Origin of the sequence: Roseobacter sp. MH60115, from assembly GCF_015644665.1 — a bacterium.
Lineage (GTDB): Bacteria > Pseudomonadota > Alphaproteobacteria > Rhodobacterales > Rhodobacteraceae > Roseobacter.
Window position 1 is genome coordinate 236,970 of sequence record NZ_JADOBQ010000002.1, and the last position, 25,229, is coordinate 262,198.

Sequence of the window (25,229 nt, forward strand, 5' to 3'; positions counted from 1 at the left end):
ATCACACGCCCTCCTGCGCTGGTGTCATCGGGGGATCGTCACGTGACGGATCGATGTCCATCGGGTGTTCGGTATCCGGGACATGGGCCCGGCGCGCCAGCCGCGAGAAGCTCTCCAGCGACAGCATCACTGCGCCGACCACCGCGAGGAACACGCCGAGGTCAAAGAGTGCCGCTGTTGCCAGCTCGAACTTCTCAAACGGCGGGATGCGCACATAGGTGAAATCCGACGTCAGGAACGGTTTGCTGACAAACCACGACCCGATGCCCGTGAGGCCCGCGATCAGCACGCCCGCGCCGATCACCCCGTGATAGGGATAGCGCAGCCGCGCGGAGGCCCAGCTGAACCCGCTGGCCATATATTGCATCACCACCGCGATAGAGACGACCAGCCCGGCGATAAAACCGCCGCCCGGCTCGTTGTGACCGCGCAGGAAGATGTAGAAACCGACCATCAGCACCACGGGCATGATCACGCGGGTCAGCACCACCATCATCGTGGGGTGCATGTCACCCGCACGCGGCTGATCCGGCTTGCGGTTCAGCAGGCGGGCACGAACGGGGCCGGACAGAAGCGTTTCGGTCAGCGCGTAGATCAGCAGGGCGGCGATGCCCAGCACGATGATCTCGCCATAGGTGTCAAAGCCCCGAAAATCCACGAGGATCACGTTGACGACATTGGTGCCGCCGCCGCCCTTGTAGGAGTTGGCGAGGTGGAATTCCGAGATCGGTGTCGCGATGGCGTCACGCACCAGGAAGTGCCAGGCCATGCCCATGGTCGCCAGACCGCCCGCAAGGGCGATGGCGGTATCGCGTGTCCGCCGCATCGCGGTGCTTTCAATCGGGGTCTGATTGGGCAGGAAGTTCAGCGCCAGCAGCAGCAGGATGATGGTGACCACCTCGACGGTGATCTGCGTCATGGCAAGGTCGGGCGCGCTGAAATAGACGAAGCCGACCGATACCATCAGCCCGGCAATACCGATGAGGATCAGAGACATCAGACGGTTCCGGTGCAGGAACACCATCCCGATGGTTGCCGCCACCAGCATGACCCAGCCGGCAAAGGCGACGGGGGTGACGGGCTGCATCTCTCGGCTGGCGGCGCCCACGGTGCCTGTGCTCCAGGCGTAAAACCCTGCAATGATGACCGTGACGGCCATGATCGCGCCATAGCGGGTGAAAGCGCCATTGTGCAGACCGTGGATAAAGCGCTGGGACAGCGCGACAATCGCGGCGATCAGCGCTTCGAAAATCATCTTGGCCTCGGGGCGTGGGGTCGTCTCCCACAGGCGCAGGGCGGGATTGAAGATGGCCAGCATCAGCAAGCCACCTACGACGGCAATGACCGACATGAAAAGGGCGGGCACAAGGCCATGCCAGATCTTGAAATAGGCCTTGGGCACCTCCGCAGTGTCCCCCAGGACGGAGGCCGTCACGATTTTCACAAAGGGCTCTGCCAGGAAGGGGGCAACACCGATCATCACCACCAGCACGACCAGGATGGCGGGCGGCAGCCACATGCCCGCGCCGGGATCATGCGGCTTGGCCGGGTAGTCGTCGCGCACCGGGCCAAGGAAGGTGTGGCCGATCAGGCGGAAGCAATAGGCGGCAGAGAACAGGGACCCAAAGGTCGCGAGTGCGGGCACCAACCAGGGCGCACCGAAGAGCACGGTGTGGGTGGCTTCCTCCAGCATCATCTCTTTCGACAGAAAGCCATTCAGCAGAGGAATACCCGCCATCGACAGCGCCGCGAGTGTCGCGATGATAAAGGTGATCGGCATAAGGTGGCGCAGCCCGCCAAGGCGACGGATATCGCGTGTATGGGCCTCGTGATCGACGATCCCTGCGGACATGAAGAGCGCCGCCTTGAAGGTGGCGTGGTTGAGAATGTGGAACATCGCCGCCATCGCCCCGAACGCGGTTCCGGTGCCCAGCAGCATGGTGATCAGCCCGAGGTGGCTGACCGTTGAGAAAGCCAGCAGTGCTTTGAGATCGTGTTTGAACAGCGCGATGATCGCGCCAAGTACCATAGTGACCAGACCGGCGGTGGTAACGATAACAAACCACTCCGGTGTGCCCGACAGGACCGGCCACATGCGGGCCATCAGGAAGATGCCCGCCTTCACCATCGTGGCGGAGTGCAGATAGGCAGAAACGGGTGTCGGCGCCGCCATGGCGTGCGGCAACCAGAAATGGAACGGAAACTGCGCCGATTTGGTGAAACACCCCAGAAGGATCAGCAGCAGCGCTGGGACGTAGAGCGGATCGGCCTGGATCAATTCGCGGTTCTGCAGGATGACGCTAAGATCATAGCTGCCCGCGATTTGGCCGAGGATCAGCATGCCACCGATCATGGCCAGGCCACCCATGCCGGTGACCGTCAGGGCCATGCGGGCGCCTTGCCTGCCTTCGGGCAGATGTTTCCAATAGCCGATCAGCAGGAAGGAGGAGAGCGAGGTAAGTTCCCAGAAGACCAGCAAAAGCAGGATGTTATCGCTGAGCACGATCCCCACCATCGCGCCCTGAAACAGCAGCAGATAGGTGAAGAATTCGCCCATGTTGTCATCGCGTGACAGGTACGAGCGGGCGTAGGCAATGATCAAAAGGCCGATGCCGAGGATCAGCAGGGCAAAGAAAAACCCGAGCCCATCCAGCATCAGCGTGAAGTTCATGCCCAGCGAGGGAATCCAATCAACCCGGGCGGTCACCAGATCGCCCGCAAGCACGGCGGGCAGGTTGGTCAGCAACCCGATGAACGCCGCCAGCGAGACGGTAAAGGTGATCCCGGCGCAGGCCTGCCTGCCTGCGGAATTCATCAGTCCAGGAAGCAGCGCGCCGAAGAATGGTAATGCGACGATCAGGAAGAGGGACACGCGAACTCCTAGTCTTTTGGTCTGAAAAGTTCTCCATTATCTGTGCCAGAATGCGCCTGTTCTCAAGCGAAACCGTCAAAAATTGTTACAAAAGGCAGCTTTGACGTTAATTGGTCGCATTTGCAGCGCCAATTGTTCAGGCAGGCGGTGTGGCGGCTGATGCGCCCCTCGTCTCGGATGGGCGGTCGCAAGATGGACCTGCCTGTGAGGATCGACTAGGCTTTGCGCGATACTCAGCGCGTGGCGCCTCCCTCTGAACCCCGGCCCTTTCCATGAACATCCAGCAAATGCGTATCCTGATCGCGGTGATAGACGAAGGATCGTTTGCGGCTGCTGGCGACGCTATTGGCCGCTCTCACTCCGCGATCAGCTTGCAGGTCAAGGCGTTGGAAGAGGAGTTGGGCGTTCTTCTGTTTGACCGTGTCGTGCGCCCGCCCGCACCGACGGGCAAAGCACGCGCGCTGGCAGATCATGCCCGCAAGGTGATCAAGCTTTTCGACGCGACCGAAGATGTGGTCATGGGGCAGATGATCCGGGGCCGGTTGCGTGTCGGGGCGGTCCCGACTGTGTTGAGCAGCTTCCTGCCGCCCGCGCTTGCGGAACTGCGCCTGCAGCACCCCGATCTTTCCATTGATGTGCACAGTGGCAGTTCCGATCAATTGGCCGGGCGATTGCAGCAAGGTGCTCTCGACATCGCAATCTGCACGAAGCCCCCAACGCCTATCGAGGGGTTGGATTGGCATCACATCGCGCATGAGCCGCTGGTCGTTATCGCGCCTGCAGAAGCGGTGGGTGGCGAAAAAACGCTGCTCTCGTCTCTGCCCTTTATCTGGTTCAACCGCAAAACATGGGCGGGCAGCGCGATAGAGGCGCATTTGAACAAACGGAATATCGCCGTCACCGCAATCATGGAAATCGATTCACTGGACGCCATCGAATCCATGGTGCGTGAAGGGTTGGGGGTGTCGATTGTGCCGGTCTGCCGGGGCAGCAATGGGATCTGGCCCGGGTTGCGCTCGGTCTCCTTTGGTGATCCGCCGTTTGCACGTGACGTCGGGGCATTGCTCTTGGGCGATCCTCCGCATGATCCACTGATCGCGACGTTTTTAGCTGCACTTTAGCGCCAGAAAAACTCATGAAAAAAGCAAGAATATCTCGATATGTTTTGAGATCATCATGAACTAGACTGCGTCTATCCACAGTCAAAGGCGCTCTCATGTTTGATCGGCAGATGCAGGACCCTCCCTCCTTCTTTCTCAATGAGGCCCAGATTGCGTTGCAGTCGCGCGCAAGGGATCTGGCGCGCGACGTTGCCCTTCCGCTGGCTGCGCAGACCGACGCGACAGAGCAATACCCACAAGAGGTTGTCCGGCGGATGACAGATGCCGGGTTCATGGGCATGTGCGTGCCAGAAGACCTCGGGGGCCTCGGGTTGAGCTGTTTCGACATCGTGCTGGTGGTCGAGGAGTTCGCGCGGTGCTGTGGCGTCTCCGGGCGGATCGCGGTTGAAGGCAACATGGGCGCCGTTGGAGCGATCCTCGCCTACGGTACACAAGCGCAGCGCGAGATCGCGGCGCAACACGTGCTGGCGGGCGACAAACCCGCCATCTGCATCACCGAGCCACAGGCAGGCAGTGCCGCAACTGAGATGCGCACAACGGCAGAGCGGACGGGCGATGGCTGGGTGATGAACGGCACCAAGCACTGGATCACCGGCGGGGGCGTTTCCCGGCTGCACCTGATTTTCGCGCGCGTGATCGAAGACGGCGCGTTCAAAGGAATCGGCGGATTCATCGCTTATCTGGATGAGCCTGGTCTGGAGATTGGGGCACGTGAACCCACGATGGGCCTGCGTGGCATCCCGGAGACGGCTATTCGGTTCAACAATCTGCACCTGCCAGCCGACCGTCTGATCACGCCGCCAGAGGGGATCGAACGGGGCTTTGCCGGTTTGATGGACGCCTATAACGCCCAGCGTGTCGGCGCGGCCACGGTGGCGCTTGGCCTCGCGCAGGCCGCGTTTGATGCCGCTTGCAGCCACGTCAAGACCCGCGAACAATTTGGCCGCCCGATTGCAGAATTCCAGGGCCTGCAATGGATGCTGGCCGACATGGCCACACAGATCGACGCCGCGCGCATGATGATCTGGCGCGCGGCAAAAAGTGCTGAGGTTCAGGCCTCTGGTTTTCCTGATCCATTGCTTGCCGCACAGGCGAAGGTCTTTGCTTCGGAAATGGCTGTGAAGGTCACCAACGACGCGTTGCAGTTGCACGGTGCCGGTGGGTATTCCCGTAACAACCCGGTTGAACGTTTGGTCCGGGATGCGCGGATGTTCACGATTGGCGGGGGAACCGCCCAGATGCTGCGCAATCTGATCGCGGGCCGGGTGCTCGATATGAAAACCCCGCAGACGCGGGACGGATACACGGTTGAGGCGCGTCCAGGCGGTTAGGATTTCGGCGGGGCGCGACAAACCGCTGTTAACGCCAGATAGAATTTTCGTGAGACTATCGATCCTTGGAAAATTTGCGATAGAAGGGGTCTGTAACCCCGTGCCGCTGCCGCAAAGGATGACCCAGGATGTGTGCCGATACCGCTTTGAAATCTGCGATGCCCTTTACGGATATCAGAGGCGTTCCCGTGTCCTATCGCGACCGGGGCGCCATTGACGGGCTGGAGCGCGCGATCCTGATGTCACTCTCCTTCCGCGGGGATGCCGATGCGGAGATTGACGCCGTTCTGGCGGAGCATCCTGACTTCATCATGGGCTGGCTTTTCAAGGCGGGGTGGCTGACGCAGGCGATGGAAACCCGGGTCTACGACACGATGCTGCAGTGCCTTGCCCAGTCCGAACGCTTGTTGCCGGGCTGCAACGAGCGGGAATTAGGCCACCACGAGGCGATCAAGGCCTGGGTACACGGCGATTTCTTTGGCGCTGTGCAGAAATGGGAAGCGGTGCTGACGCGCTACCCGATGGACCTGCTGGCGCTGGAGTTGATCCACTACACGATGGTGTTGCTGGGTGACGTACCGGGGCAGCGCGATGTGGTCGCACGGGTGTTCAACCTGTGGGACGAGAGCATTCCCGGCTATGAATTCGTGCTGGGGTTCTATTCCTTTGGTCTGGAGGAGAACCGCGATTTCGCCCGCGCCGAAGAACTGGCGCGTCAGGCCTTGGCGATCCGTCCGGATAATCCATACGCCGTGCATACCGTCAGCCATGTGATGGAAATGCGCGGGCGGCAGGCCGGTGGTATCCGCTTCATGCGCGACCACGCGGGCATGTGGGGGACGTCGAATTTTGCCAATCACCTCTGGTGGCACACCGGTCTCTATCACCTCGACCTCGAACAATACGATCAGGTCTACGATATCTTCGATACACACCTCGATTCCCGGAACAAGGATGGCCACAAGTATGAGGAGCTGGATGCGGCAGCTTTGCTGTGGCGCATGAACCTCGTGGGGCAGGATGGCGGGGACCGCTGGACCCATCTGGCGAATAAATGGGAGCCTGCGGCGCAAGACACGCTTTATGCTTTCAACGATGTGCATGCGATGCTGACCTTCGTCTCAGACGGTCGCGAAGACGCGCAAAAAGCGCTTTTGTCCGCGAACGAGCGGTATCTGGAAAACGCCTCGGACGCCAATGTCGCCATGACGCGCGAGATTGGCCTGCCTTTCTGTCTGGCCATGCAGGATTTCAAGAAAGAGAACTACGCAGGCTGCGTCGACCGGCTGTTGCCCATCCGCTACATGACCCACCGGTTGGGGGGAAGTTACGCGCAGCGCGACATCATCGGCTGGACGCTCCTGGAGGCCGCATTGCGCGCACGTCAGTTCGATCTGGCACTGGCACTGGCAAATGAGCGGACGGGAATCAAACCGACCTCGGCGCAGAACTGGCGCGCGGTGGCCCGTGCTTTCAAAGGCCTGGGGGATCAGGGGCAGGCGGATCGCGCCACGGCCAAGGCGCAGTCTCTGATCGCGGCTTGATCCGCCACGAATACGCAGCGTTTTTGCGCCCATACCTTGCAATGCTGCGGACTTTGGGGCCTCTTGATGAGTGACGGGCGGCTGCGGCTGCCCAGCCTTCGCATCGGAACGCCCTTGAACGAGACATCTTCCAAACCGCAATCCAACGTCCAACGCGCGCTGCATGAACTGCGCGACATGATTTTCACCGGACAACTGGCGGCAGGTTCCAATCACCTCGAATCCGAACTTGCCGCGATGCTGGACATGTCGCGCACACCGGTGCGCGAAGCCGTTCTGATGCTCGAAGGGCAGGGGCTGCTGGAGTTGAAACCGCGCAAGGGTGTCCGCATCCTGCCGGTGTCGCCGGAGGATATGCGCGAGATTTACGACGTGCTGACAGAGCTGGAAAGCCTCGCTGCTGAACAGGCCGCGCAAAAGGGCTATGCTCCGCATGACCTTGAAGATCTGGCGCGCGCCATCGAGGACATGGAAGTGGCCGTCATGGCCGAAGATCTGGAACGTTGGGCGGCGGCGGACGACCGGTTTCACGCCGAGCTGGTGCGCCTGGGGCGCAATCGCCGTATCGAGATGATTGTCAGCATGATGCGGGATCAAGTCCGGCGGGCACGCACCACGACGCTGTTCATGCGGCCCATGCCGCTCAAGTCAAACGAAGCCCATCGCCGGGTCTATCAGGCCATCGAACAGGGGGATGCGGATATGGCGCGGGCAGCACACCGGGCGCATCGCCAGCAGGCCCGTGAAATGCTGGTCGATCTTCTGGAACGTCATCGCCTGCGGGCGCTCTGACGCCGCGGCGGGGCTGGCATTGGCTTTGGTTTCCCGGTAGTGTGAGCGTTCCCAATTCCTCATTTCTTTCAGGTCCCCATGCACAACCGTCTTCGAATTGTGACCGTCTCCTACAATAGTGCGGAGGTGATCGGCGATTTTCTTGCCAGTGTGCCGCCGGGCATCGAAGTTGTTGTGGTGGACAACAGCAGCCGGGACGCTTCGCGCGAGATTGCGGCGGATCATGGCGCGCGGGTTATCGCGCTGGACCGGAACCTTGGGTTTGGGGCGGCCTGCAATCGCGGTGCTGAAGGCAATGAAAAAGACTTTGTTTTTTTCTGCAACCCGGATTCCACGCTCACGTCGGACTGCTGTGACCTGCTGATCGAAGCGGCGGATCGGCATCCAAAGGCGGGGGCGATGAACCCGGCGATCCTGAACGGAAAAGGGGCGATCCGGCTGAACCGCCGCTCGGCGCTGATTTCGCGGGCGGAGTTTACCGACCGTCGCTATGCCGAACCCGGCAACAAGGACAGTGTCGAGGTGAATATCCTGACAGGGGCTGCGCTTTTCTGCCGTCAAGCAGCCTTTGACGAAGTAGGCGGCTTTGACGAGCGGATATTCCTTTATCACGAGGATGACGATCTGGTGTACCGGATGCGGCAGGCGGGCTGGACATTGCGGATCGAACATGGCGCCACCGTCACCCACCTGGGCGGCAAATCCTCCGGCAACGCCATTTCCGGCGCGGCGCTCAAGGCTTATTTCATCGCGCAGTCCCGCATCTATGTCGAACGCCGCCACGGTGTCTCGATGCCGCGCGCCCGAGCAGCGCTGCGGGCGATTGCCAAACTACTGTCACCACTGACCTTGCTTTCGGCGCGCAAACGCGCTCAGGCGCTGGCCTATCTGAAAGGCACGCGGCGCTTTGACATGCAGCGCTACATCGATGGCGACTACATGCCGTGACCGCCACAGAGCCCACCGCTATTGCCACCGTACTCTGCCTCTCGGAGGTTCTTGGCCTGACGCCTTGACTTCCCGGTGCGCAAACGGTGTATCTGGCGCGAAAATTGACCCCGAAGGAATCCCCTTATGCATGCCTATCGCAGCCATTCCTGCGCCGCCCTGACCGCTGACAACGTGGGCGAAAAAGTTCGCCTGTCGGGCTGGGTGCATCGCGTGCGAGATCACGGCGGGGTGTTGTTCATCGACCTGCGCGACCACTACGGCATGACGCAGGTGCTTTGTGACCCCGACAGCGCTGTTTTTGCCGAGGTCGAGAAAGTGCGCGCGGAATGGTGCATTCGCGTCGATGGCGAGGTCAAGGCCCGCGATGCATCGCTGGTGAATGCCAAGATCCCCACCGGGGCGATTGAGGTCTACGTGCGCGATATCGAAGTGCTGGGGGCTGCCGCTGAACTGCCGTTGCAGGTCTTCGGCGATCAGGAGTACCCCGAGGAGACACGCCTGCGGTACCGCTACCTCGATCTGCGGCGCGAAAAGATGCAGGCGAATATGGCACTGCGCTCGGACGTCGTCTCCTCGATCCGCCGCCGCATGTGGGACAGCGGGTTCCGCGAGTATCAAACCCCGATCATCACCGCCTCCAGCCCCGAAGGCGCGCGCGACTTTCTCGTACCGTCGCGCCTGCATCCGGGCAAGTTCTACGCGCTGCCGCAGGCACCCCAGCAGTTCAAGCAGCTGCTGATGGTCTCGGGCTTCGACAAGTATTTCCAGATCGCGCCCTGTTTCCGCGACGAAGACCCGCGGGCCGACCGGTCGCCCACCGATTTCTACCAGCTCGACCTCGAAATGAGTTTCGTCGAACAGCAGGATGTGTTCGACACGATCCAGCCGGTGCTCACCGGTATCTTCGAGGAGTTCGGCGGCGGTAAGTCGGTCGATCAGGACTGGCCACAGATTTCCTACAAGGACGCAGCGCTCTGGTACGGCAGCGACAAGCCGGACCTGCGCAACCCGATCAAGATGCAGGTGGTGTCCGAACACTTCGCCGGATCGGGATTTGCCATCTTTGCCAAGCTGCTGGAGCAGGAGGGCACGGAAATTCGCGCAATTCCGGCACCGAGTGGCGGCAGCCGCAAATTCTGTGACCGCATGAATGCCTTCGCACAAAAAGAAGGCTTGCCGGGGATGGGGTATATCTTCTGGCGGGATCAGGGCAACGGCATGGAGGCCGCAGGGCCGCTGGCCAAGAACATCGGCCCGGAACGCACCGAGGCGATCCGCCAGCAGTTGAGTCTGGAGGTCGGCGATGCAGCCTTCTTCCTCGGCGGCAAGCCCAAGGCTTTTGAGACCATTGCCGGCAAGGCGCGCAACGTGATCGGGTCGGAGCTTGGGCTGACGGATGAAAACCGCTTTGCCTTTGCCTGGATCGTGGATTTCCCGATTTACGAGAAGGACGAAGAGACCGGCAAGGTCGATTTCGAGCACAACCCCTTTTCCATGCCGCAAGGTGGGATGGCGGCGCTTGAAGGCGATCCGCTCGACGTGCTGGGGTACCAATATGATCTGGCCTGCAACGGCTACGAGCTGGTGTCGGGTGCGATCCGGAACCACAAGCCCGAGATCATGTTCAAGGCGTTCGAGATCGCGGGATACGGCGAGGACGAGGTGCGCAAGCGTTTTGGCGGAATGGTCAATGCGTTCCAATATGGCGCGCCCCCGCACGGTGGCTGCGCGGCGGGCATTGACCGGATCGTGATGCTGCTGGCGGAAGAAAACAACATTCGCGAAGTGATCCTGTTCCCGATGAACCAGCGGGCCGAAGACCTGATGATGGCAGCTCCATCCGACCCGACCAGCGATCAGCTGATGGAACTGGGGCTGCGTGTCATTCCGCAGGAGTAGGCAGCGCAAACGGGGCTTGGCTCCCCGAATGCCGCGCTCTAACCTCTGCGCATGAGTTTGACAGAAACACCATCTCCCGAACTGGGCACGCCCGTTCTCGATTGGACGCCGCCGCCTGTGCCTGATGGCGTGCCATTGCAGGGCCGCTATGCGGCGCTTGAAGCGCTGGATGCGGATCGACACGCGGCCCTTTTGTACCAGGCCTATGAAGGTCAGGACCATGTGTGGGACTATCTGGGGTATGGGCCGTTTTCGTCCTCAGCCCTCTATCATCGCTGGGTGCGTGAGACGGTGCAGGACCAAAGCCACCTGTTCTACGCAATCCGAAACCTGGAGACAGGCGATTGGGAAGGTGTCGCAAGCTTCCTGCGGATTGATCCGGCAAACGGTTCAATCGAGGTGGGACATATAAATCTCAGCCCGGCGCTGCAACGTACCCGCGCGGCGACCGAGGCCATCTTCTTGATGATGGGTTGGGTTTTTTCAAACGGATATCGGCGGTTTGAGTGGAAGTGCAATGCGCTGAACCTGGGCTCGCGCAGGGCCGCACAGCGGTATGGGTTCAGTTTCGAGGGGGTCTTCCGGCAGGCGATGATTTCCAAGGGTCGCAATCGTGACACCGCGTGGTTTGCGATGATCGACAGCGAATGGCCTGCGTTGAAAACGGCCTTTGAGGCCTGGCTCGATCCGAGGAATTTCGACGCGGAGGGTCGGCAAGTGGAGCGGTTGGGGGATCTCACCCAATTGGTGCGCGTCGCCAGCGACCCCGCATTCTGATCCTTGCCTAGATCGCCAATTTCTGGGTGAGACGCTGCTGGATCAGGCCTGCGATCTCGGCTGTTTCCATGCTTGTCGATTCACCGGCGGCCCGCTTGCTGGCCAGTGCGGCTGCGGCTTTTTCGAGGCCCCGGTCTCTAGCCGACCGCGCGACGCCACCGAGAAACTGCGCGACATAGTCAAGCGACCCATCGTCCGGCGGATCTTCGAGCACATCGGCGATATGAGCCATGTCGTCCTGAAACGCCATGCGATCAGGGTGAATGATCTCGTCCGGCAGTTCCCGCAAGCCAGTTGGCTGGCGATCGGCAGGCAGATTGGACAGGACTGCCTGCTGAAAGGCGGCAAGCGAGTTGATCGGTTTCTCCAGAAATCCGTCCGCACCTGCGGCAAGCGCCTGCTCTTCTCCATCCGGGTCACCGGATGTTCCCAAGACAACGTCAACGCGTGGCTCCGTCTGGGTCAACTCAGTGATCAGATCGACACCGTTGCCATCGGGCAGGCCAAGATCGACAATCACGACGGAGGGGCGGTAGACCTGCAGATGTCGCCGCGCCGAGCGCAGACAGTCCGCCCGCCGGATCCGCGCCCCGCTGCGCAGGCATAAAAGCCGCATCGCTTCACAGGCAAATCGACTGTCCTCGATCACCAGAACGGTCAAACCCAGCAAAGGCCGGGACGCCGTGGGTGCGGGGATCGTCGCTGCAAAGGGGTCGGTTTTATCCATGATCGCCTCCGGGGTGACTCGGGTTTCGACTCAACATGACGCACATATGGCTAACAGCACGTTAATGCCCCCTGGGCCTGCGGCGGTGCGTCCCTTGCATCCGCGACGACCTCCCCGCATAAGCGGGCCAGTGCCTTTACAGCGGAGAGTTCACATGATTGGTCGTCTCAACCACGTTGCCATTGCCGTTCCAGACCTTGACGCGGCGGCAGATCAGTATCGCACGGCCCTGGGGGCCAATGTCGGCGCGCCGCAGGATGAGCCCGACCACGGCGTGACCGTCATCTTCATCGAACTGCCGAACACCAAGATCGAATTGCTCTATCCGCTCGGGGAGAACAGCCCCATCCAGGGCTTTCTGGACAAGAACCCGGCGGGCGGTATCCATCACGTCTGCTACGAGGTGGACGATATTCTGAGCGCGCGCGACCACCTTCTGAAGACGGGTGCACGGGTGCTGGGCACGGGCGAGCCAAAGATCGGTGCCCACGGCAAACCAGTGCTGTTCCTGCATCCCAAGGATTTCAACGGTTGCCTTGTCGAACTGGAGCAGGTCTGACACCCCATGGGCATTACATCAGCACTTGTTCTCTTTGCGGTGATCTGGTCGATGACCTTCCTCATCGTCTTGCCGATCCGGGTGAAGACCCAAGGCGATCTGGGAAAGATCGTGCCGGGTACCCATGCCGGCGCGCCCGAGGTTCACAACCTGAAAAAGAAAGCATGGATCACCACGGCGATCAGCCTCGTGCTCTGGGCGGTGATCACATTCATCATCCTTTTCGAGGTCATCACCGTACGCGATCTCGACTGGTTCAATCGCGGGGCGCCTGCGGTGCCAGCAAGTGGAACAGATGGGTAAAGGTTGCGGCGCCCAGAATTGGAATGATCAGGTTCAAGATCGGGATGGTCAACGGGATCGCCATCAGAACGCCCGCAATCCAGATCGTGCCCGTGTGGCGTGATCTGAGCAGTTTTGCCTCCGCCCGGCCCACCCGGCGTATTGCGGCCAGAGTGAAGTATTCCCGGCCCAGCAGGAACCCGTTCAACCCCCAGAAAACAAAGGGTGCTGCGGGCGCCAGTGCCACGGTGGCGATCAGTACGATATAAAGCAGCAGCGCCAGGATATTCGCGGCAATCAGCACGCCGAGAAAATTCACCGTATCGCGCAGCGCATCGACGAAGGGCACAGGCATCGGCGCCGGAAGATGCGGGTAATGTTCATCTTCGACCGCCTGCGCAACAGTATCGAGAAACATCGAGGTGATGGCCGAGGCCACCGGGATCATCAGGAAGACCGACAACACCGCCAGCAGCAGGGCCGACCCCCAGCTGACCAGATCGTTCAGCCAGGTCACTTCGCCGATGAACGGCAGGGTCGTCTGATCCCCGACCAGATTGCCCAGCAACCAGACAAACCCGGTGGAGGCGGCGATGAGCAGGGCAAGGGTCAGGGCCACGCCCAACAGCAGGACGCGGCGAAAGCGCGGGTCGGTCATCTGCCCAAGTGCGGCGAAAAAGGCGGTGAGGATCATATGCGCACCCACGTCGTGATGGCGTGAAGATCCGGACGGGGCCGATCCGGCGGTGCCGAGGTTTCGGTGCCGATGTGTACGAACCCCGCGATGCGCTCGTGATCCGCTAATCCCAACGCGTCCTGCATGAAACCGCGGTCATGACTGGGCCAGCCGCTCAGCCAGTTGGCCCCCCAGCCGGAGGCGAGCGCGGCATTCAGCAGCGCCAGACAGACACATCCTGCGGAATAGGTCTGCTCCAGAGCCGGGATTTTCTCGGAGGGTCTTTGCACTTCGATCACCGCCACCGCCAGATGGCCTTGATCGAACTGGCCGCGTCCCTTGTCGATCTGGTCGCTGGGCAAGCCCAGAGCCTCACCCCGCCGCTGCGCCACATCGGCCAAACGCGCCATGGCGGGTTTTTCGATCACGATAAAGCGCCAGGGTTCCAGCTTGCCGTGGTCGGGCGTCCGTGCGGCGGCCATCAGCAGCGGCATCAGCTCCTCCGCTGACGGTACGGGCATGGCCAGCGTCTTGGCTGGGCGGGACCGGCGGGTGGTCAGAAAGTCGAAGGCATCCGGGTTTGGTACAGGCATGGTGAAGAGTGTCCCGTGCTCAGAGCTGTTGCGCGAAATGGTCAATCTCGCCTTTGAGGAAGGCGTCGAAACGCGGGCCGGGCTGACGCACGTCCAACGCCTCGGCGAGCGGATCAGGGGCAGTAATACGGCTGCCAGACAAGGCCTCCAGCGTGGCATGGCCGCAGAAGGGCACGTACACCTCGGAATACCCGCCCTCGTGCACCAGTACCAAGCGCCCGTCACAGAGCCGATGGGCCGCATCTTTTATCTTCAACGTCATCTCACGGAAGGTCTGCGCCGTGGCCAGCATGCGTGCCAAAGGATCAATCGCGGCGGCATCGAAGCCACAGGCGACGATGATCAGATCGGGGTTGAAGGCCTCGATCTGCGGCAAGATGATTGTGTCCATCGCATGCAGATAGGCCGTGTGCCCGGTGCCAGCGGGAAGCGGCAGGTTGAGGTTGTAGCCCTCACCTGCGCCACGTCCACGATCTGCGAAAGCACCTGTATCGAGCGGGTAGTTGCCTTCCTGGTGCAGCGAAATGGTCAGCACATCGTCGCGGTCATAATAGATCGCTTCGGTGCCATTGCCGTGGTGCACGTCCCAGTCCAGCACAACAACGCGTTTCGCCATGCCTTTGGATTGCGCCTCTTCAATGGCGATGGCGATATTGGCCAAAAGGCAGAAACCATTGGGAAAATCGGGCAAGCAGTGGTGACCGGGCGGGCGCGACAGCGCATAGGCGTTTTCGACAGCGCCTGTCAGAACGGCATCCACTGCGGCCACGGCGAGCCCGGCGGACAGGGCCGCGATCTCATAGCCGCCCGACGCAAAGGGCGTGCGACGGCCCAACTCGCCCCCACCGGCGTCCGACATCTCCTTGAAAGCATCGAGATAGCTTTGCGGGTGCACCCGCAACAGCATCTCGCGCGTGGCTTCGGGGGCGGTGCGCATGTCCAGCTCTTGCGACAGACCGGTAACATCCATCAGGTTTTTCAAACGACGCTTGGTCTCCGGGCTTTCGGGCAATCCCCCGGCGGCAAGGGGCTGCACGTGGCCCCCGATGGGCAACGTGAACGCATAGCTGCCGCCTGCGTGCCAGAAACACTTCTCGTCCCAGAAAAAACCGGTCGCCATATCCAAATCCGATTGCCTATGTCGCCGCAAAAGTGGCCGAGCGGCGTCGGATTGTCCATGCGGCCCGGCATTTGTTTTGCGGTTTCGACATCTGTCTCAGACGGCTTCGGCAAGCAGGGCCGGCACGTCGAGCGGTGCGTTGACCATGGCGAGATTCCCCTGCGCATCGCGGGGCCAATCCTCGGGCGGGCGATCGCGGTAGAGTTCCACACCGTTGCCATCAGGATCGTTGAGATAGACGGCTTCGCTCACACCGTGATCCGCGGCCCCCTGCAGAGAGATGCCCGCATCCGTCACCCGCTTCAGCACCTGCGCCAGAGCTTTCCGGTCCGGGTAAAGAAAAGCCGCGTGGTAAAGGCCCGTGTGCCCATCCGGCGGAGGCGTGCCATCCTTGCTGTGCCAGGTGTTCAGCCCGATGTGGTGGTGATAGCCGCCCGCGCCCAGAAAAGCCGCGGCATCGCCATATCTTTGCATCAGGTCAAACCCGAGAATATCGCGATAAAAAGCGATCGCACGGTCCAGATCGGCGACCTTCAGATGCACATGTCCGATGCAGGCTGCGACTTGATTTTTCATAATACGGCTCCAGGTTCGTTTGTAGTGATAAATGTATGAGGTGCCAGTTTCCTGCGCTAGCTGCGCATTTGCGCAGCACCTGTGCAGGCCATGGCATTTGGTATCGGCAGATTTCCGCCTCTTAGTGGTTGAAAAATGAGACTCATTCCGCCACCTATGGTAGAATTAAAGCCGATCTATGGAGGATAACTCTATGTCACGCATCGCAAATTCCTTGATGTCGCAAGACATCGTTCAACGAATAATTGCTTCGCCACGTACTGTTGTTGCCATACTTGCCGCCATTCTGACGGTACTCATCTCCATCCTGTTCACAAAAGAACTCTTTGTGGTTTTCTGCGGGCTGGCGGGGATGGTCGCAGGATACCTGATCCACAATTTTCGGGGCGAAGAAAACCCTGTCCATGCCCTCAGATCTGTCTTTGGGCTGCGCAGAATCTGGGCTGTGACGCTGGGGAGCATCATGTCCGCGCTCATCGCGGCGATTCTTTTCTGGGAAAGCCTGTTCACAACGTCCGATGTTGCCGCATTGGGCGTGGTTTTTACCGCCGGGGCCTACGCATTCTTTGCGTTCAGCGTCTCGTGCTATGTTTTTGGACGTCGGGCCATCTCTCGCGCCAAACGCATCCTGAAACGCGCAGACGCGGAACAGACGCATGCATGGTTCATGCGGTCAGAAGCACTGCGCAAGGCGTCGGTCTTTTGAGATCTGCGCTAGCTCCCTGCGGAGCTAGCGCACCATCCCGACAATCTCATAGGTTTTTTCCAGAATGGGCGCGGTAATCTCCCGCGCCTGGCCTGCGCCGCGGGACAGGATACGGTCGATCTCCGACGGGTCGGCCATCAACCGGGCCATTTCTTCTGAAATCGGCGAGAGTTTGGTAACGGCCAGTTCCGCCAGAAGCGGTTTGAACGTGCCGAATTGCTGGCCGCCGACCTCCCGAAGCACCTCTTCCACCGATTGGTCATTCAACGCGGCGTAAATGTTGACCAGATTGCGCGCCTCGGGCCGGTCGGCAAGCCCGGCCGCTTCGGAGGGCAGCGCATCCGGATCGGTTTTGGCCTTGCGGATCTTCTTGGCAAGGGTGTCGGCGTCATCGGTCATATTGATCCGCGATGCATCCGAAGGGTCCGATTTGGACATCTTCTTGGACCCGTCGCGTAACGACATCACCCGGGTCGCGGCCCCTTCGATCACCGGTTCGGTCAGTGGAAAGAAATCAACGCCGTAGTCGTGATTGAACTTGGCGGCAATGTCGCGGGTCAGTTCCAGATGCTGTTTCTGATCCTCGCCCACGGGCACATGGGTTGCATGATAGATCAGGATGTCGGCGGCCATCAGGGTCGGGTAGCCGAAAAGGCCCAGCGATGCGGCTTCGGCATTCTTGCCAGCCTTGTCCTTGAACTGGGTCATCCGTTTCATCCAGCCCATGCGCGCCACGCAGTTGAAAATCCACGCCAGTTGGGCGTGCTCCGGCACCTGGCTCTGGTTGATCAGGATGGATTTCTCCGGGCTGATACCACTTGCGATGAACCCTGCCGCAAGCTCGCGCGTGTTGCGGCGCAGGTCCGCCGGGTCCTGCCAGACGGTGATGGCGTGCAGATCAACCATGCAATAGATCGTCTCGAACGCCTCGTCCTGCATGCTGACAAACCGTTTGATCGCACCAAGATAATTGCCCAGCGTCAGCCCGCCCGATGGCTGAATGCCGGAAAAAACACGCGGCGTAAAAGTCGGGGTGGTCATTTCGGGCTCCGTTCTCACTGGAAAAGCAGTCAGCGGTGACTTACCCATGGGTCAGAGCAGCGTCAAGGAATGAGCCCATGCACGAGCATAAAGAAGCCCCGCCGGTCAATCCCTTGCCGCCCGTGGTGGTGATCTTGTTTCTGGCGATTGCCCTGCCGGAGGTTGCGTTCAGCCTCGGCGCGCGCGGTCTGATCGGGGGGCCCGAGGCCGTGGGATGGCGGTTGGCATCGGTGGAAACTTACGCGTTTTCGGGTGATATCTTCGACTGGATGGTCACCAATGGCCGCTGGTTGCCGGAGCACCTGCAACGGTTCTTGACCTATTCCTTCGTGCATTCCGGCTTCACCTCGGCGCTGTTTGCGGCAGTGCTGCTGCTGGCGCTTGGCAAGCTTGTGGGCGAGACGATGGGGCAACTGGCGGTGCTGGTTCTGTTTTTCGGCGGTGCGATCTTCGGCGCGCTGGTCTACGCTCTGCTGCTCAACGATCCCAATTGGCTGATTGGCGGCTTTCCAGCGGTCTATGGCCTCATCGGCGGCTATTCCTTCGTGATGTGGCAGAGCCTTGCGGCAAAGGGAGAGGAACAACTGCGCGCCTTCAGCCTGATCGCGATGCTGATGGGGCTGCAACTGGTCTGGGGCATCTTCTTTGATGTCGGCAATGGCTGGGTTGCCGATCTTGCCGCCTTCTTCTTTGGCTTTGGGGCGTCGGCAGCATTGGTGCCCGGCGGGATCACACGGGTGCTGGCGGCGTTGCGCCGCGACTGATCAAGTGCCGCTGCGTGATCGGCCCAGGGCCTGGCGAATTTCACCGATCCGGATCGCGCCGATCAGGTGGGCGGTGCCAAAATAGGTGATCATCCCGATCCCGATCAGCACCATTAGCGCCAGTGCCCGCCACCAGGGGATACCCAGGAACGGGCTCAGGGTCACATTGGCGAACCACAGCGCGGCCCCCATGACCGCCGAGGCGATGATCATGCGCCAGATGCGGCTGCGAAAACGGGTGTCGAATTTCGCCACATCGCCGTAGCTTCTGGCCCCGGTGCCTAAAAGGGCCACCATCACCCAGGCGGCAATTGTCGTGGCGATGGCGGGTGCGATCCAGCCCACCACGGGGGCCAACCCGATGGCCAGCGCCGCATTCACCACCATCGACACAACCGCATAGTGAAAGGGCCGCCGGGTGTCCTCGCGCGCAAAAAACAGCGGCTGCAGGATTTTCTGCAGGACAAAGGCGGGCAGCCCGAGCCCGTAGATTGCCACGGCCACGGCGATGGCGGCGGTATCGTCCACGGTGGCAGCCCCGCGCTCAAAGAGGACAGAGACCAGCGGGAAGGGAATGATCATCAGGGCCACTGCTGCGGGGATCGTGAGGGCCAGCGAGATTTCCGCCGCCCGGCTGAGCGCGGATTTTGCGCCGGTATCATCGCGGGCCTGCAGGCGGCGCGACAGATCCGGCAGCAGCACGACCCCCACGGCAATACCCACCACACCCAACGGGAGCTGGTAGAGCCTGTCTGCCGCAAAAAGCCACCCAACGGCCTTATCGAAATAGCTGGCGACCTGCTGACCGACCAACAGGTTGACCTGCACTACGCCGCCCGCCAGAGCCGCCGGGATGGCAACCCGGATCAACCGGCGCATCGCCGGGGTCAGGCGCGGCCGTTGTGGTTTCAGGGCAAAGCCCGCTTTGCGCACGGCGATCCACAGCAGCACGAATTGCGCGACACCCGCGACCGGAATGGCCCAGATCAGGGCCCGCGCCACGTCGCCACCCAACCAGACCGCAGCGGCCATGGCGCCGATCAGGAAAACATTGAGCAGGACGGGCGCCGCCGCTGCCGCTGCAAAGCGTCCGGAGGCATTCAGCATGCCTGACAGAAGGGCCGCGAGAGAGATGAAAAGCACATAGGGAAAGGCGATGCGCCCAAATTCGACAGACAGGCCGAACTGTTCCTGACCCGCAAACCCGGAGGCCAGCGCATAGATCAGCCAGGGCATCGCCGCCATCGCCACCAGCGTCAGACCGATCAGGACCGTGGCCAGACCCGCAAAGGCGTCGGAGGCAAACCCGTCCGGATCCTCCCCGCCTTCCAGCCGTTTGGAGAACATCGGCACGAACGCCATGTTGAACGCGCCTTCGGCAAAAAAACGGCGAAACATATTGGGCAGGCGGAAGGCAACGACATAGGCCTGGTAGAGCGGCCCCGTGCCCAGCAAGGCAAGGATCATTGCATCCCGGACAAAGCCGAGGATGCGGCTCATCAATGTCCAGCCACCGACGGTGAAGAGGCCCGACATCAGGCGGATGGGCTTCACTCGCGCGCCCTTTCAACGCCATCATCAATGGCCTGGCGCAGCTTCTTCTCAAGCGTGCGCTGTTTGCTGGTCGCGTAGTATTTCAGCCCGAACATATCCTTGACGTAGAAGGTATCGACCACCTGTTCGCCGTAGGTCGCGATGACGGCATTGGCGATGTAGACATTGGCGGTGGCCAGCGTGCGCGCCAGATCATAAAGCAACCCGGGGCGGTCGCGCGTGTCCACCTCAATGATCGTGTAGATCTCTGACCCCTCGTTGTCGAAGGTGATATGCGTGGGCACCTTGAAGGCGCGCTCGCGTTTCTTGACCTTGTCGCGGGATTTCAGCGCATCGCGGGCCACGACCTTGCCCAGCAGGGTCTTTTCGATCATCTGGCGCAGGCGGGGCAGGCGCGCGGCGTCATAAGGGTTCCCCTCCGCGTCCTGGATCCAATAGGCGTCGGTGACCATGCCGTCCTTGGTGGTGTAGCTGCGCGCATCGACCACATTCGCCCCCACCAGCGCCAATGCCCCGGCGAGGCGGGCGAAGATGCCCGGATGATCGGCCATCACGAAACAGGCGCGGGTGGCGTCGCGGTCTTCGTCCGGGTGCAGGTCGATCAGAATCTCGCCGTCTTTTATGTCGCGCAGCATCTTGGCAAAGACCACGTGGGCGGTGACATGCAGCGCCTGCCAGTAGGGATCGTAGTGGCGCGCGGTCTCTGCCTGCAGTTCCTTGCGGGGCCAGTCGCTGAGCGCCTCGCGCAGGGCGCGTTTCGCCTCCGTGCCCCGATTTTCGCGGTTGAGGTCTTCCAGCCCCGTCTCCAGCGCCCGTTGCGTCTGGCGGTAAAGGGCGCGGATCAGCACGGCCTTCCAGTTGTTCCAGGTATTCGGCCCCACGCCACGGATGTCGCAGACCGTCAGCACACAAAGCAGATCAAGCCGTTTGACGGTCTGCACCGCCTTGGCAAAGTCGCGCACGGTGCGTGGATCGGCGATATCGCGTTTCTGTGCCATGTCCGACATCAGCAGATGATAGCGCACCAGCCACTCTACCGTATCGGTGTCGGCCTTGTTCAGGCCAAGGCGCGGGGCGATCTTGCGCGCCATCTGCGCGCCGAGAATGGAATGGTCCTCGGACCGCCCCTTGCCGATGTCGTGGATCAGCAGCGCGGTATAGAGCACCTTGCGGTCCACGCCGCGTTTTAGGATCGAGGAGGCGACCGGCAGGTCTTCCTCCAGCTCACCCCGCTCGATCTGCGCCAGGTTCTTGATGCATTGGATGATGTGCTCATCCACGGTGTAGCTGTGATACATGTTGAATTGCATCAACGCGACGATCGGTTCGAACTCGGGGACAAAGGCCCCGAGCACCCCCAACTCGTTCATCCGTCTGAGCGCACGTTCCGGGTTGCCGTGTTTCAACAACAGATCAAAGAAAATCCGCTGTGCCTCGGGAGCGGTCCGCACCTCATCGTCGATGAGATGCAGGTTGGATTTGATAAGACGCATGGCATCTGGGTGGATCAGCATGCCTGTGCGCAGTGCTTCCTCGAAGAGGCGCAGCAGGTTCAGTTTGTCGGAGAGAAAGACAGTGTCATCTTTGATCGCGATGCGGTTGTTGACCACCATGTAGTTGGCTTTGACCCGGGGGCGCCGCCTGAAAATCCGCTCCAGAATGGGCTCCGCCTTGACGTGGTCGGCTTCCAGTTTGGTCAGGAAGATGCGGGTCAGATCGCCCACTTCCGTGGCATGCAGAAAATAGTGCTGCATGAACACCTCAACCGCGCGGCGGCCCCTGGTGTCCTCGTATCCCATCGCATCGGCCACCTGCACCTGCATGTCAAAGGTCAGCTGTTCAGAGGCACGTTTCGACAACAGGTGCAGATGCCCACGCACCGCCCAGAGGAAATCCTCCGCAGCCGCAAAACCGCGCAATTCGTCTTCGGTGAAGACACCGAGGTTCACCAGATCGGCGACGTCCCGCACGTTATGAACGTATTTCGCGATCCAATAGAGCGATTGCAGGTCGCGCAACCCGCCCTTGCCCTCCTTCACATTGGGCTCCACGACGTAACGCTGGCCCTGCTTGATATGACGGTTTTCGCGTTCGGCCAGCTTGGCCTCGATGAATTCACGTTCGGACCCGGCAAAAAGATCCTTGCGCAGCCGTTGCGCCAGCGTGTCCGCCAGCGCCTGATCGCCCGCCAGATAGCGTTGTTCTAGCATCGCGGTGCGGATGGTGAAATCGTCGGCGCCGAGACGCAGACATTCTTTGACCGTCCGGCTGGCATGGCCGACCTTCAGTTTCAGATCCCACAGGATGTAGAGCATGGATTCAATCACGCTCTCCGCCCAGGCGGTGATCTTGTAGGGCGTCAGAAACAGCAGATCGACGTCCGAAAAGGGCGCCATTTCCCCGCGCCCGTACCCCCCGACCGCAATCACCGCGAGGTGTTCGCTGGCCGTCGGGTTGGGTTTGGGGTGCAGCACCTCGCGGGCCACGTGGAGGGCGGATGTCACCAGTTGGTCGGTGAGGTAGGTATAGGCGCGTGTCATCGGACGGGCGTCAAAGGGGCGTTCGGCGAAGGCCGCCGCGATGCAAGCGCGCCCCTCTTTCTGGCGGGCGCGCAACAGGTCCACGGCGGCCGTACGGATATCACCGGGGGTGGTTTGCCCGGCAAGAGCAGACGTCAGCTCGTCATGGAAGGATGCCCTGTGAAAGATCAGGTCGGGAGCACAGATTAACCCCTCCACCGGAGGTGCATCGATCTGCTGAACTGGAAGGGACATGAGCCTGCCTTAGAAACCTGCGCCGCCGAAGGATTGAGGGGCGGGGCTGAGAATGGTGACCTGGGCATCCGTAATCGTGGCCACCGCGAGGCCGCGTTCGTTAGTGCCATCCGCGCGCAGCCGGAAGATACCGCTGGCGCCCCGGAAACCCGCACCCTGCGTCAGGGCCGCCCCGGTTAGCGCGTCGGATTTGCCCTGGCTCACCAGTGCGCCAATTGCGGCGATCCCGTCAAAGGCCAATCCGCCAATGGGATGGGGAACGCCACCATAGGCGCCCTGGTACTGAGCACTGAAAGTTGCGGAGGCTGCAGGATCAGGGACTGCAAACCAGCCACCCTGTACCCCGGGCAGGCTGAGCGTCTGGGGTGGAATGTCCCAGCGGGTCAATCCGATGAATTGCGATGTTTCCGACGTTACCCCGGCCTCGGGCAGGAGCTGGGAGAGCAGCGGCAGCGCGCTCGCCGTGTCGGTGGTCATGAAAATGGCGTCCGCAGCGTTTCCTTCGACCGCGGATTTAATCTGCGGAATGGCTGCGATCACATCTTGTTGTGAGAGAGCGTACCCGATGGTTCCAACGACAGAAGCACCCTGTGCTGCCACCGCGCGGGAAATGGCATCCCGGCCCTGGGTGCCAGCAGAATCCTGCCCATGCACGACGACGAACCGCTGCTTGCCCTGAGACCGGGCATAGCCAACCATGCGGTTGGCGGTGTTCTGAAAGGTTGGCCCCAGCACAAAGACGTTGCCGCCGGCGATGGCCGCATTGTTCGAGAAGGACAGCACGGCCACGTTGTCACCGGCGACCGCGTTCCCCACGGCATTGGCCGAGGCCGCATAGACCGGTCCGAGGATGATTTTTGCCCCGTCATCAACCGCCTGCCGCGCCTGCGCGGCGGCTGTGCCCGCGTCACCTGCGGTTGAATACACCCGCAGGTCGATTGTCGCGCCATTCAAGTCGCGCATTGCAAGACGGGCTGCGTTTTCAAGGCTTTGCGATAGCAACTCGTCGGTTGTAATCCCGGAGCCACCGGGCACCAGCAGCGCAACCGGCACCGCATCGCCCGTGTTGATGCTGGGCCCACCGCCAAAGCCGGCGGTGGGAATGGTGTCACAGGCCGCGAGCGCCAAAGCGACAAAGGGCAGGGCGATGAACTGCACGACCTTGCGGGCGGATGGGAAAACGGCAAACATATGCGGATACTCCAGCAATCAGAATTCAGGCGCTCGGAAGCGCGGTTGCGGCAATCATAGACGTCAGGAAAGGCGGGTCCAGCGTTGAATTACCAAAAGGTGCCTTTGCGCGCGGGCCTGTATTTCGTGGGTGTGCCGATCGGAACGGCGCGTGATATCACCCTGCGGGCGCTGGATGTTCTGGCATCGGCGGATGTTTTGGCGGCGGAAGATACCCGCAGTCTGCGCCGCCTGATGGATATTCATGGCATCCCGCTGACGAGCAGGCCGCTGGTGGCGCTGCACGATCACAGCAAGGATGGCGTGACGCAGCGCTTGCTGAGCGCCGTGGCGGAAGGCCAATCTGTTGCCTATGCATCCGAGGCGGGGATGCCGCTCATCGCGGACCCGGGCTTCGAATTGAGCCGGGCCGCAGGAGAGGCGGGGGTGATGCAGACCTGCGCGCCCGGTCCATCGGCTATCCTCACGGCGCTGGTTCTGGCCGGCTTGCCGACAGATGCCTTTCACTTCTCCGGTTTCCTGCCCAATGCCAAGGCGGCGCGGCGGGGGGCATTGGACGCGCTGAGAGAGGTGCCAGGCACCTTGGTCTTTTACGAATCCGCCAAGCGGCTGGCGGCCATGCTCTCCGACGCGCGTGATGCCCTGGGCGCTGAGCGGCAGGCCGCAGTGTGCCGCGAGTTGACCAAGAAGTTTGAAGAGGTGCGGCGCGGAACCCTCGCCGAGCTGGCCGATGCCTACGCGGGGACAAGCGTCAAGGGCGAGATTGTCGTGCTGATCGACCGGAACCGTTCAGAAACTGTTAGCCAAGATGGCCTAGAAGAAGACCTGAGCCGGGCCTTGCAGTCCATGTCCATGCGGGACGCGGTCGATATGGTGGCCAAGGCGCATGATGTTCCGCGCCGTCAGGTCTACCAGATGGCGCTGACACTTTCGAAAGGGTGACGCATGACCTCTCTCGCGCAGCCGGTATCCCGGGGGCAGATGGCGCATCACGCGGGCAGCGCTGCGGAAACAGCGGTGGCGCGTCACTATGAAATGCTGGGGTTTCAGGTGGTCGACCAGAGGTGGCGCGGTGAAGGGGGTGAAATCGACCTGATCGTGCAGGACCCCGACAGGGTGGTCTTTGTCGAAGTAAAGCAGAGCCGCAGTTTTGCCGCGGCGGCTCTCCGGCTAGGCAAGCGCCAAAGGGCGCGTATTTTCGCATCTGCTGCCGAATATCTGGGGAAGCTGCCCAACGGCTCCCTCACGGAAGCGCGTTTCGACGTTGCACTTGTGAACGGCATCGGCGAGGTGCAAATCCTTGAAAACGCCTTTGGCGAGAGTTGATCTTCTGCCCGCATGGGCATTGAACCTTTCCTGCTGCTGGGTCATTTAAAGGC

23 protein-coding genes are annotated in these 25,229 nt (G+C 61.3%); 13 read left to right on the plus strand and 10 right to left on the minus strand.

The window, feature by feature from the left end; translation table 11 throughout:
- Window position 1: 1 nt before the first annotated feature.
- Window positions 2–2,872 carry a monovalent cation/H+ antiporter subunit A gene (locus ISX84_RS06710; protein WP_195819582.1) on the minus strand — a complete coding sequence of 957 codons (2,871 nt, stop codon included), beginning with the start codon at window positions 2,870–2,872 and terminating at the stop codon, window positions 2–4.
- A 272-nt stretch (window positions 2,873–3,144) separates the two neighbouring features.
- On the opposite strand from ISX84_RS06710, the gene ISX84_RS06715 reads away from it, so the two are divergent.
- The 7 genes from ISX84_RS06715 to ISX84_RS06745 all read left to right on the plus strand — a co-directional run bounded on the left by ISX84_RS06715 (window position 3,145) and on the right by ISX84_RS06745 (window position 11,287).
- Window positions 3,145–3,993 carry a LysR family transcriptional regulator gene (locus ISX84_RS06715; protein WP_195819583.1) on the plus strand — a complete coding sequence of 283 codons (849 nt, stop codon included), beginning with the start codon at window positions 3,145–3,147 and terminating at the stop codon, window positions 3,991–3,993.
- Window positions 3,994–4,103: 110 nt separating this feature from the next.
- Window positions 4,104–5,324, plus strand: a complete 1,221-nt coding sequence (acdA, locus tag ISX84_RS06720) for a 3-sulfinopropanoyl-CoA desulfinase (protein ID WP_195819584.1) — start codon at window positions 4,104–4,106, stop codon at window positions 5,322–5,324.
- Between the two features lie 128 nt (window positions 5,325–5,452).
- Window positions 5,453–6,868: a tetratricopeptide repeat protein gene (locus tag ISX84_RS06725; RefSeq protein ID WP_229884165.1), complete on the plus strand. Its 1,416-nt coding sequence runs from the start codon at window positions 5,453–5,455 to the stop codon at window positions 6,866–6,868.
- 66 nt (window positions 6,869–6,934) lie between these two features.
- Complete coding sequence (locus ISX84_RS06730; RefSeq protein WP_195819585.1) at window positions 6,935–7,660, plus strand: GntR family transcriptional regulator; 726 nt, start codon at window positions 6,935–6,937, stop codon at window positions 7,658–7,660.
- Window positions 7,661–7,738: 78 nt separating this feature from the next.
- Complete coding sequence (locus ISX84_RS06735; protein WP_195819586.1) at window positions 7,739–8,608, plus strand: glycosyltransferase family 2 protein; 870 nt, start codon at window positions 7,739–7,741, stop codon at window positions 8,606–8,608.
- 126 nt (window positions 8,609–8,734) lie between these two features.
- Window positions 8,735–10,510 (plus strand): aspartate--tRNA ligase, encoded by a 1,776-nt coding sequence (gene aspS, locus ISX84_RS06740; protein ID WP_195819587.1) that lies wholly within the window; start codon window positions 8,735–8,737, stop codon window positions 10,508–10,510.
- A gap of 51 nt (window positions 10,511–10,561) precedes the next feature.
- Window positions 10,562–11,287, plus strand: a complete 726-nt coding sequence (locus ISX84_RS06745) for a GNAT family N-acetyltransferase (protein WP_195819588.1) — start codon at window positions 10,562–10,564, stop codon at window positions 11,285–11,287.
- 7 nt (window positions 11,288–11,294) lie between these two features.
- Here ISX84_RS06745 and ISX84_RS06750 read toward each other — a convergent pair whose 3' ends face one another.
- Window positions 11,295–12,014 carry a response regulator gene (locus ISX84_RS06750; protein ID WP_195819589.1) on the minus strand — a complete coding sequence of 240 codons (720 nt, stop codon included), beginning with the start codon at window positions 12,012–12,014 and terminating at the stop codon, window positions 11,295–11,297.
- A 154-nt stretch (window positions 12,015–12,168) separates the two neighbouring features.
- Between ISX84_RS06750 and mce the strand changes: the two genes are divergently transcribed.
- Window positions 12,169–12,573: a methylmalonyl-CoA epimerase gene (gene mce, locus ISX84_RS06755; RefSeq protein WP_195819590.1), complete on the plus strand. Its 405-nt coding sequence runs from the start codon at window positions 12,169–12,171 to the stop codon at window positions 12,571–12,573.
- Between the two features lie 6 nt (window positions 12,574–12,579).
- Window positions 12,580–12,876 carry a DUF1467 family protein gene (locus tag ISX84_RS06760; protein WP_195819591.1) on the plus strand — a complete coding sequence of 99 codons (297 nt, stop codon included), beginning with the start codon at window positions 12,580–12,582 and terminating at the stop codon, window positions 12,874–12,876.
- On the opposite strand, the gene ISX84_RS06765 is transcribed toward ISX84_RS06760, so the two are convergent.
- The 4 genes from ISX84_RS06765 to ISX84_RS06780 all read right to left on the minus strand — a co-directional run bounded on the left by ISX84_RS06765 (window position 12,830) and on the right by ISX84_RS06780 (window position 15,820).
- The gene (locus tag ISX84_RS06765) at window positions 12,830–13,549 is read right to left on the minus strand and encodes an EI24 domain-containing protein (protein ID WP_195819592.1); all 720 of its coding nucleotides are present in this window, start codon (window positions 13,547–13,549) and stop codon (window positions 12,830–12,832) included. The two genes, ISX84_RS06760 and ISX84_RS06765, sit on opposite strands and share 47 nt — an antisense overlap.
- The gene (locus tag ISX84_RS06770) at window positions 13,546–14,124 is read right to left on the minus strand and encodes a nitroreductase family protein (protein WP_195819593.1); all 579 of its coding nucleotides are present in this window, start codon (window positions 14,122–14,124) and stop codon (window positions 13,546–13,548) included. The genes ISX84_RS06765 and ISX84_RS06770 overlap by 4 nt, the downstream gene beginning before the upstream one ends.
- Before the next feature lie 19 nt (window positions 14,125–14,143).
- Complete coding sequence (locus tag ISX84_RS06775; protein ID WP_195819594.1) at window positions 14,144–15,244, minus strand: class II histone deacetylase; 1,101 nt, start codon at window positions 15,242–15,244, stop codon at window positions 14,144–14,146.
- A 96-nt stretch (window positions 15,245–15,340) separates the two neighbouring features.
- Window positions 15,341–15,820 (minus strand): VOC family protein, encoded by a 480-nt coding sequence (locus ISX84_RS06780; protein ID WP_195819595.1) that lies wholly within the window; start codon window positions 15,818–15,820, stop codon window positions 15,341–15,343.
- 193 nt (window positions 15,821–16,013) lie between these two features.
- Between ISX84_RS06780 and ISX84_RS06785 the strand changes: the two genes are divergently transcribed.
- Window positions 16,014–16,526: a hypothetical protein gene (locus ISX84_RS06785; RefSeq protein ID WP_195819596.1), complete on the plus strand. Its 513-nt coding sequence runs from the start codon at window positions 16,014–16,016 to the stop codon at window positions 16,524–16,526.
- Window positions 16,527–16,550: 24 nt separating this feature from the next.
- On the opposite strand, the gene trpS is transcribed toward ISX84_RS06785, so the two are convergent.
- Entirely contained in the window at window positions 16,551–17,567 is a 1,017-nt protein-coding gene (gene trpS, locus ISX84_RS06790; RefSeq protein WP_195819597.1) for a tryptophan--tRNA ligase, read from the minus strand.
- Between the two features lie 77 nt (window positions 17,568–17,644).
- Between trpS and ISX84_RS06795 the strand changes: the two genes are divergently transcribed.
- Window positions 17,645–18,331: a rhomboid family intramembrane serine protease gene (locus tag ISX84_RS06795; protein WP_195819598.1), complete on the plus strand. Its 687-nt coding sequence runs from the start codon at window positions 17,645–17,647 to the stop codon at window positions 18,329–18,331.
- Here ISX84_RS06795 and murJ read toward each other — a convergent pair whose 3' ends face one another.
- Genes murJ through ISX84_RS06810 form a run of 3 tightly spaced genes read right to left on the minus strand, consistent with a single transcriptional unit; the run spans window position 18,332 to window position 23,850 of the window.
- The gene (gene murJ, locus ISX84_RS06800) at window positions 18,332–19,885 is read right to left on the minus strand and encodes a murein biosynthesis integral membrane protein MurJ (protein ID WP_195819599.1); all 1,554 of its coding nucleotides are present in this window, start codon (window positions 19,883–19,885) and stop codon (window positions 18,332–18,334) included.
- Window positions 19,882–22,659: a [protein-PII] uridylyltransferase gene (locus ISX84_RS06805; protein WP_195819600.1), complete on the minus strand. Its 2,778-nt coding sequence runs from the start codon at window positions 22,657–22,659 to the stop codon at window positions 19,882–19,884. The genes murJ and ISX84_RS06805 overlap by 4 nt, the downstream gene beginning before the upstream one ends.
- 9 nt (window positions 22,660–22,668) lie before the next feature.
- Window positions 22,669–23,850, minus strand: a complete 1,182-nt coding sequence (locus ISX84_RS06810; protein WP_195819601.1) for a penicillin-binding protein activator — start codon at window positions 23,848–23,850, stop codon at window positions 22,669–22,671.
- An 84-nt stretch (window positions 23,851–23,934) separates the two neighbouring features.
- Between ISX84_RS06810 and rsmI the strand changes: the two genes are divergently transcribed.
- Window positions 23,935–24,792, plus strand: coding sequence for a 16S rRNA (cytidine(1402)-2'-O)-methyltransferase (gene rsmI / locus ISX84_RS06815; protein WP_195819602.1), 858 nt, complete (start codon window positions 23,935–23,937; stop codon window positions 24,790–24,792).
- 3 nt (window positions 24,793–24,795) lie between these two features.
- Complete coding sequence (locus ISX84_RS06820; RefSeq protein ID WP_195819603.1) at window positions 24,796–25,176, plus strand: YraN family protein; 381 nt, start codon at window positions 24,796–24,798, stop codon at window positions 25,174–25,176.
- Window positions 25,177–25,229 lie beyond the last annotated feature (53 nt).

Coding starts and splice junctions, on each gene's coding strand:
- ISX84_RS06810 (WP_195819601.1), bottom strand. CDS start 23,850: ATGTTTGCCGTTTTCCCATCCGCCCGCAAGGTCGTGCAGTTCATCGCC.
- trpS (WP_195819597.1), bottom strand. CDS start 17,567: ATGACCACCCCGACTTTTACGCCGCGTGTTTTTTCCGGCATTCAGCCA.
- aspS (WP_195819587.1), top strand. CDS start 8,735: ATGCATGCCTATCGCAGCCATTCCTGCGCCGCCCTGACCGCTGACAAC.
- ISX84_RS06735 (WP_195819586.1), top strand. CDS start 7,739: ATGCACAACCGTCTTCGAATTGTGACCGTCTCCTACAATAGTGCGGAG.
- ISX84_RS06780 (WP_195819595.1), bottom strand. CDS start 15,820: ATGAAAAATCAAGTCGCAGCCTGCATCGGACATGTGCATCTGAAGGTC.
- ISX84_RS06795 (WP_195819598.1), top strand. CDS start 17,645: ATGCACGAGCATAAAGAAGCCCCGCCGGTCAATCCCTTGCCGCCCGTG.
- ISX84_RS06745 (WP_195819588.1), top strand. CDS start 10,562: ATGAGTTTGACAGAAACACCATCTCCCGAACTGGGCACGCCCGTTCTC.
- ISX84_RS06765 (WP_195819592.1), bottom strand. CDS start 13,549: ATGATCCTCACCGCCTTTTTCGCCGCACTTGGGCAGATGACCGACCCG.
- ISX84_RS06715 (WP_195819583.1), top strand. CDS start 3,145: ATGAACATCCAGCAAATGCGTATCCTGATCGCGGTGATAGACGAAGGA.
- ISX84_RS06775 (WP_195819594.1), bottom strand. CDS start 15,244: ATGGCGACCGGTTTTTTCTGGGACGAGAAGTGTTTCTGGCACGCAGGC.
- ISX84_RS06785 (WP_195819596.1), top strand. CDS start 16,014: ATGTCACGCATCGCAAATTCCTTGATGTCGCAAGACATCGTTCAACGA.
- mce (WP_195819590.1), top strand. CDS start 12,169: ATGATTGGTCGTCTCAACCACGTTGCCATTGCCGTTCCAGACCTTGAC.
- ISX84_RS06760 (WP_195819591.1), top strand. CDS start 12,580: ATGGGCATTACATCAGCACTTGTTCTCTTTGCGGTGATCTGGTCGATG.
- ISX84_RS06770 (WP_195819593.1), bottom strand. CDS start 14,124: ATGCCTGTACCAAACCCGGATGCCTTCGACTTTCTGACCACCCGCCGG.
- ISX84_RS06725 (WP_229884165.1), top strand. CDS start 5,453: ATGTGTGCCGATACCGCTTTGAAATCTGCGATGCCCTTTACGGATATC.
- ISX84_RS06820 (WP_195819603.1), top strand. CDS start 24,796: ATGACCTCTCTCGCGCAGCCGGTATCCCGGGGGCAGATGGCGCATCAC.
- acdA (WP_195819584.1), top strand. CDS start 4,104: ATGCAGGACCCTCCCTCCTTCTTTCTCAATGAGGCCCAGATTGCGTTG.
- ISX84_RS06750 (WP_195819589.1), bottom strand. CDS start 12,014: ATGGATAAAACCGACCCCTTTGCAGCGACGATCCCCGCACCCACGGCG.
- ISX84_RS06730 (WP_195819585.1), top strand. CDS start 6,935: ATGAGTGACGGGCGGCTGCGGCTGCCCAGCCTTCGCATCGGAACGCCC.
- ISX84_RS06805 (WP_195819600.1), bottom strand. CDS start 22,659: ATGTCCCTTCCAGTTCAGCAGATCGATGCACCTCCGGTGGAGGGGTTA.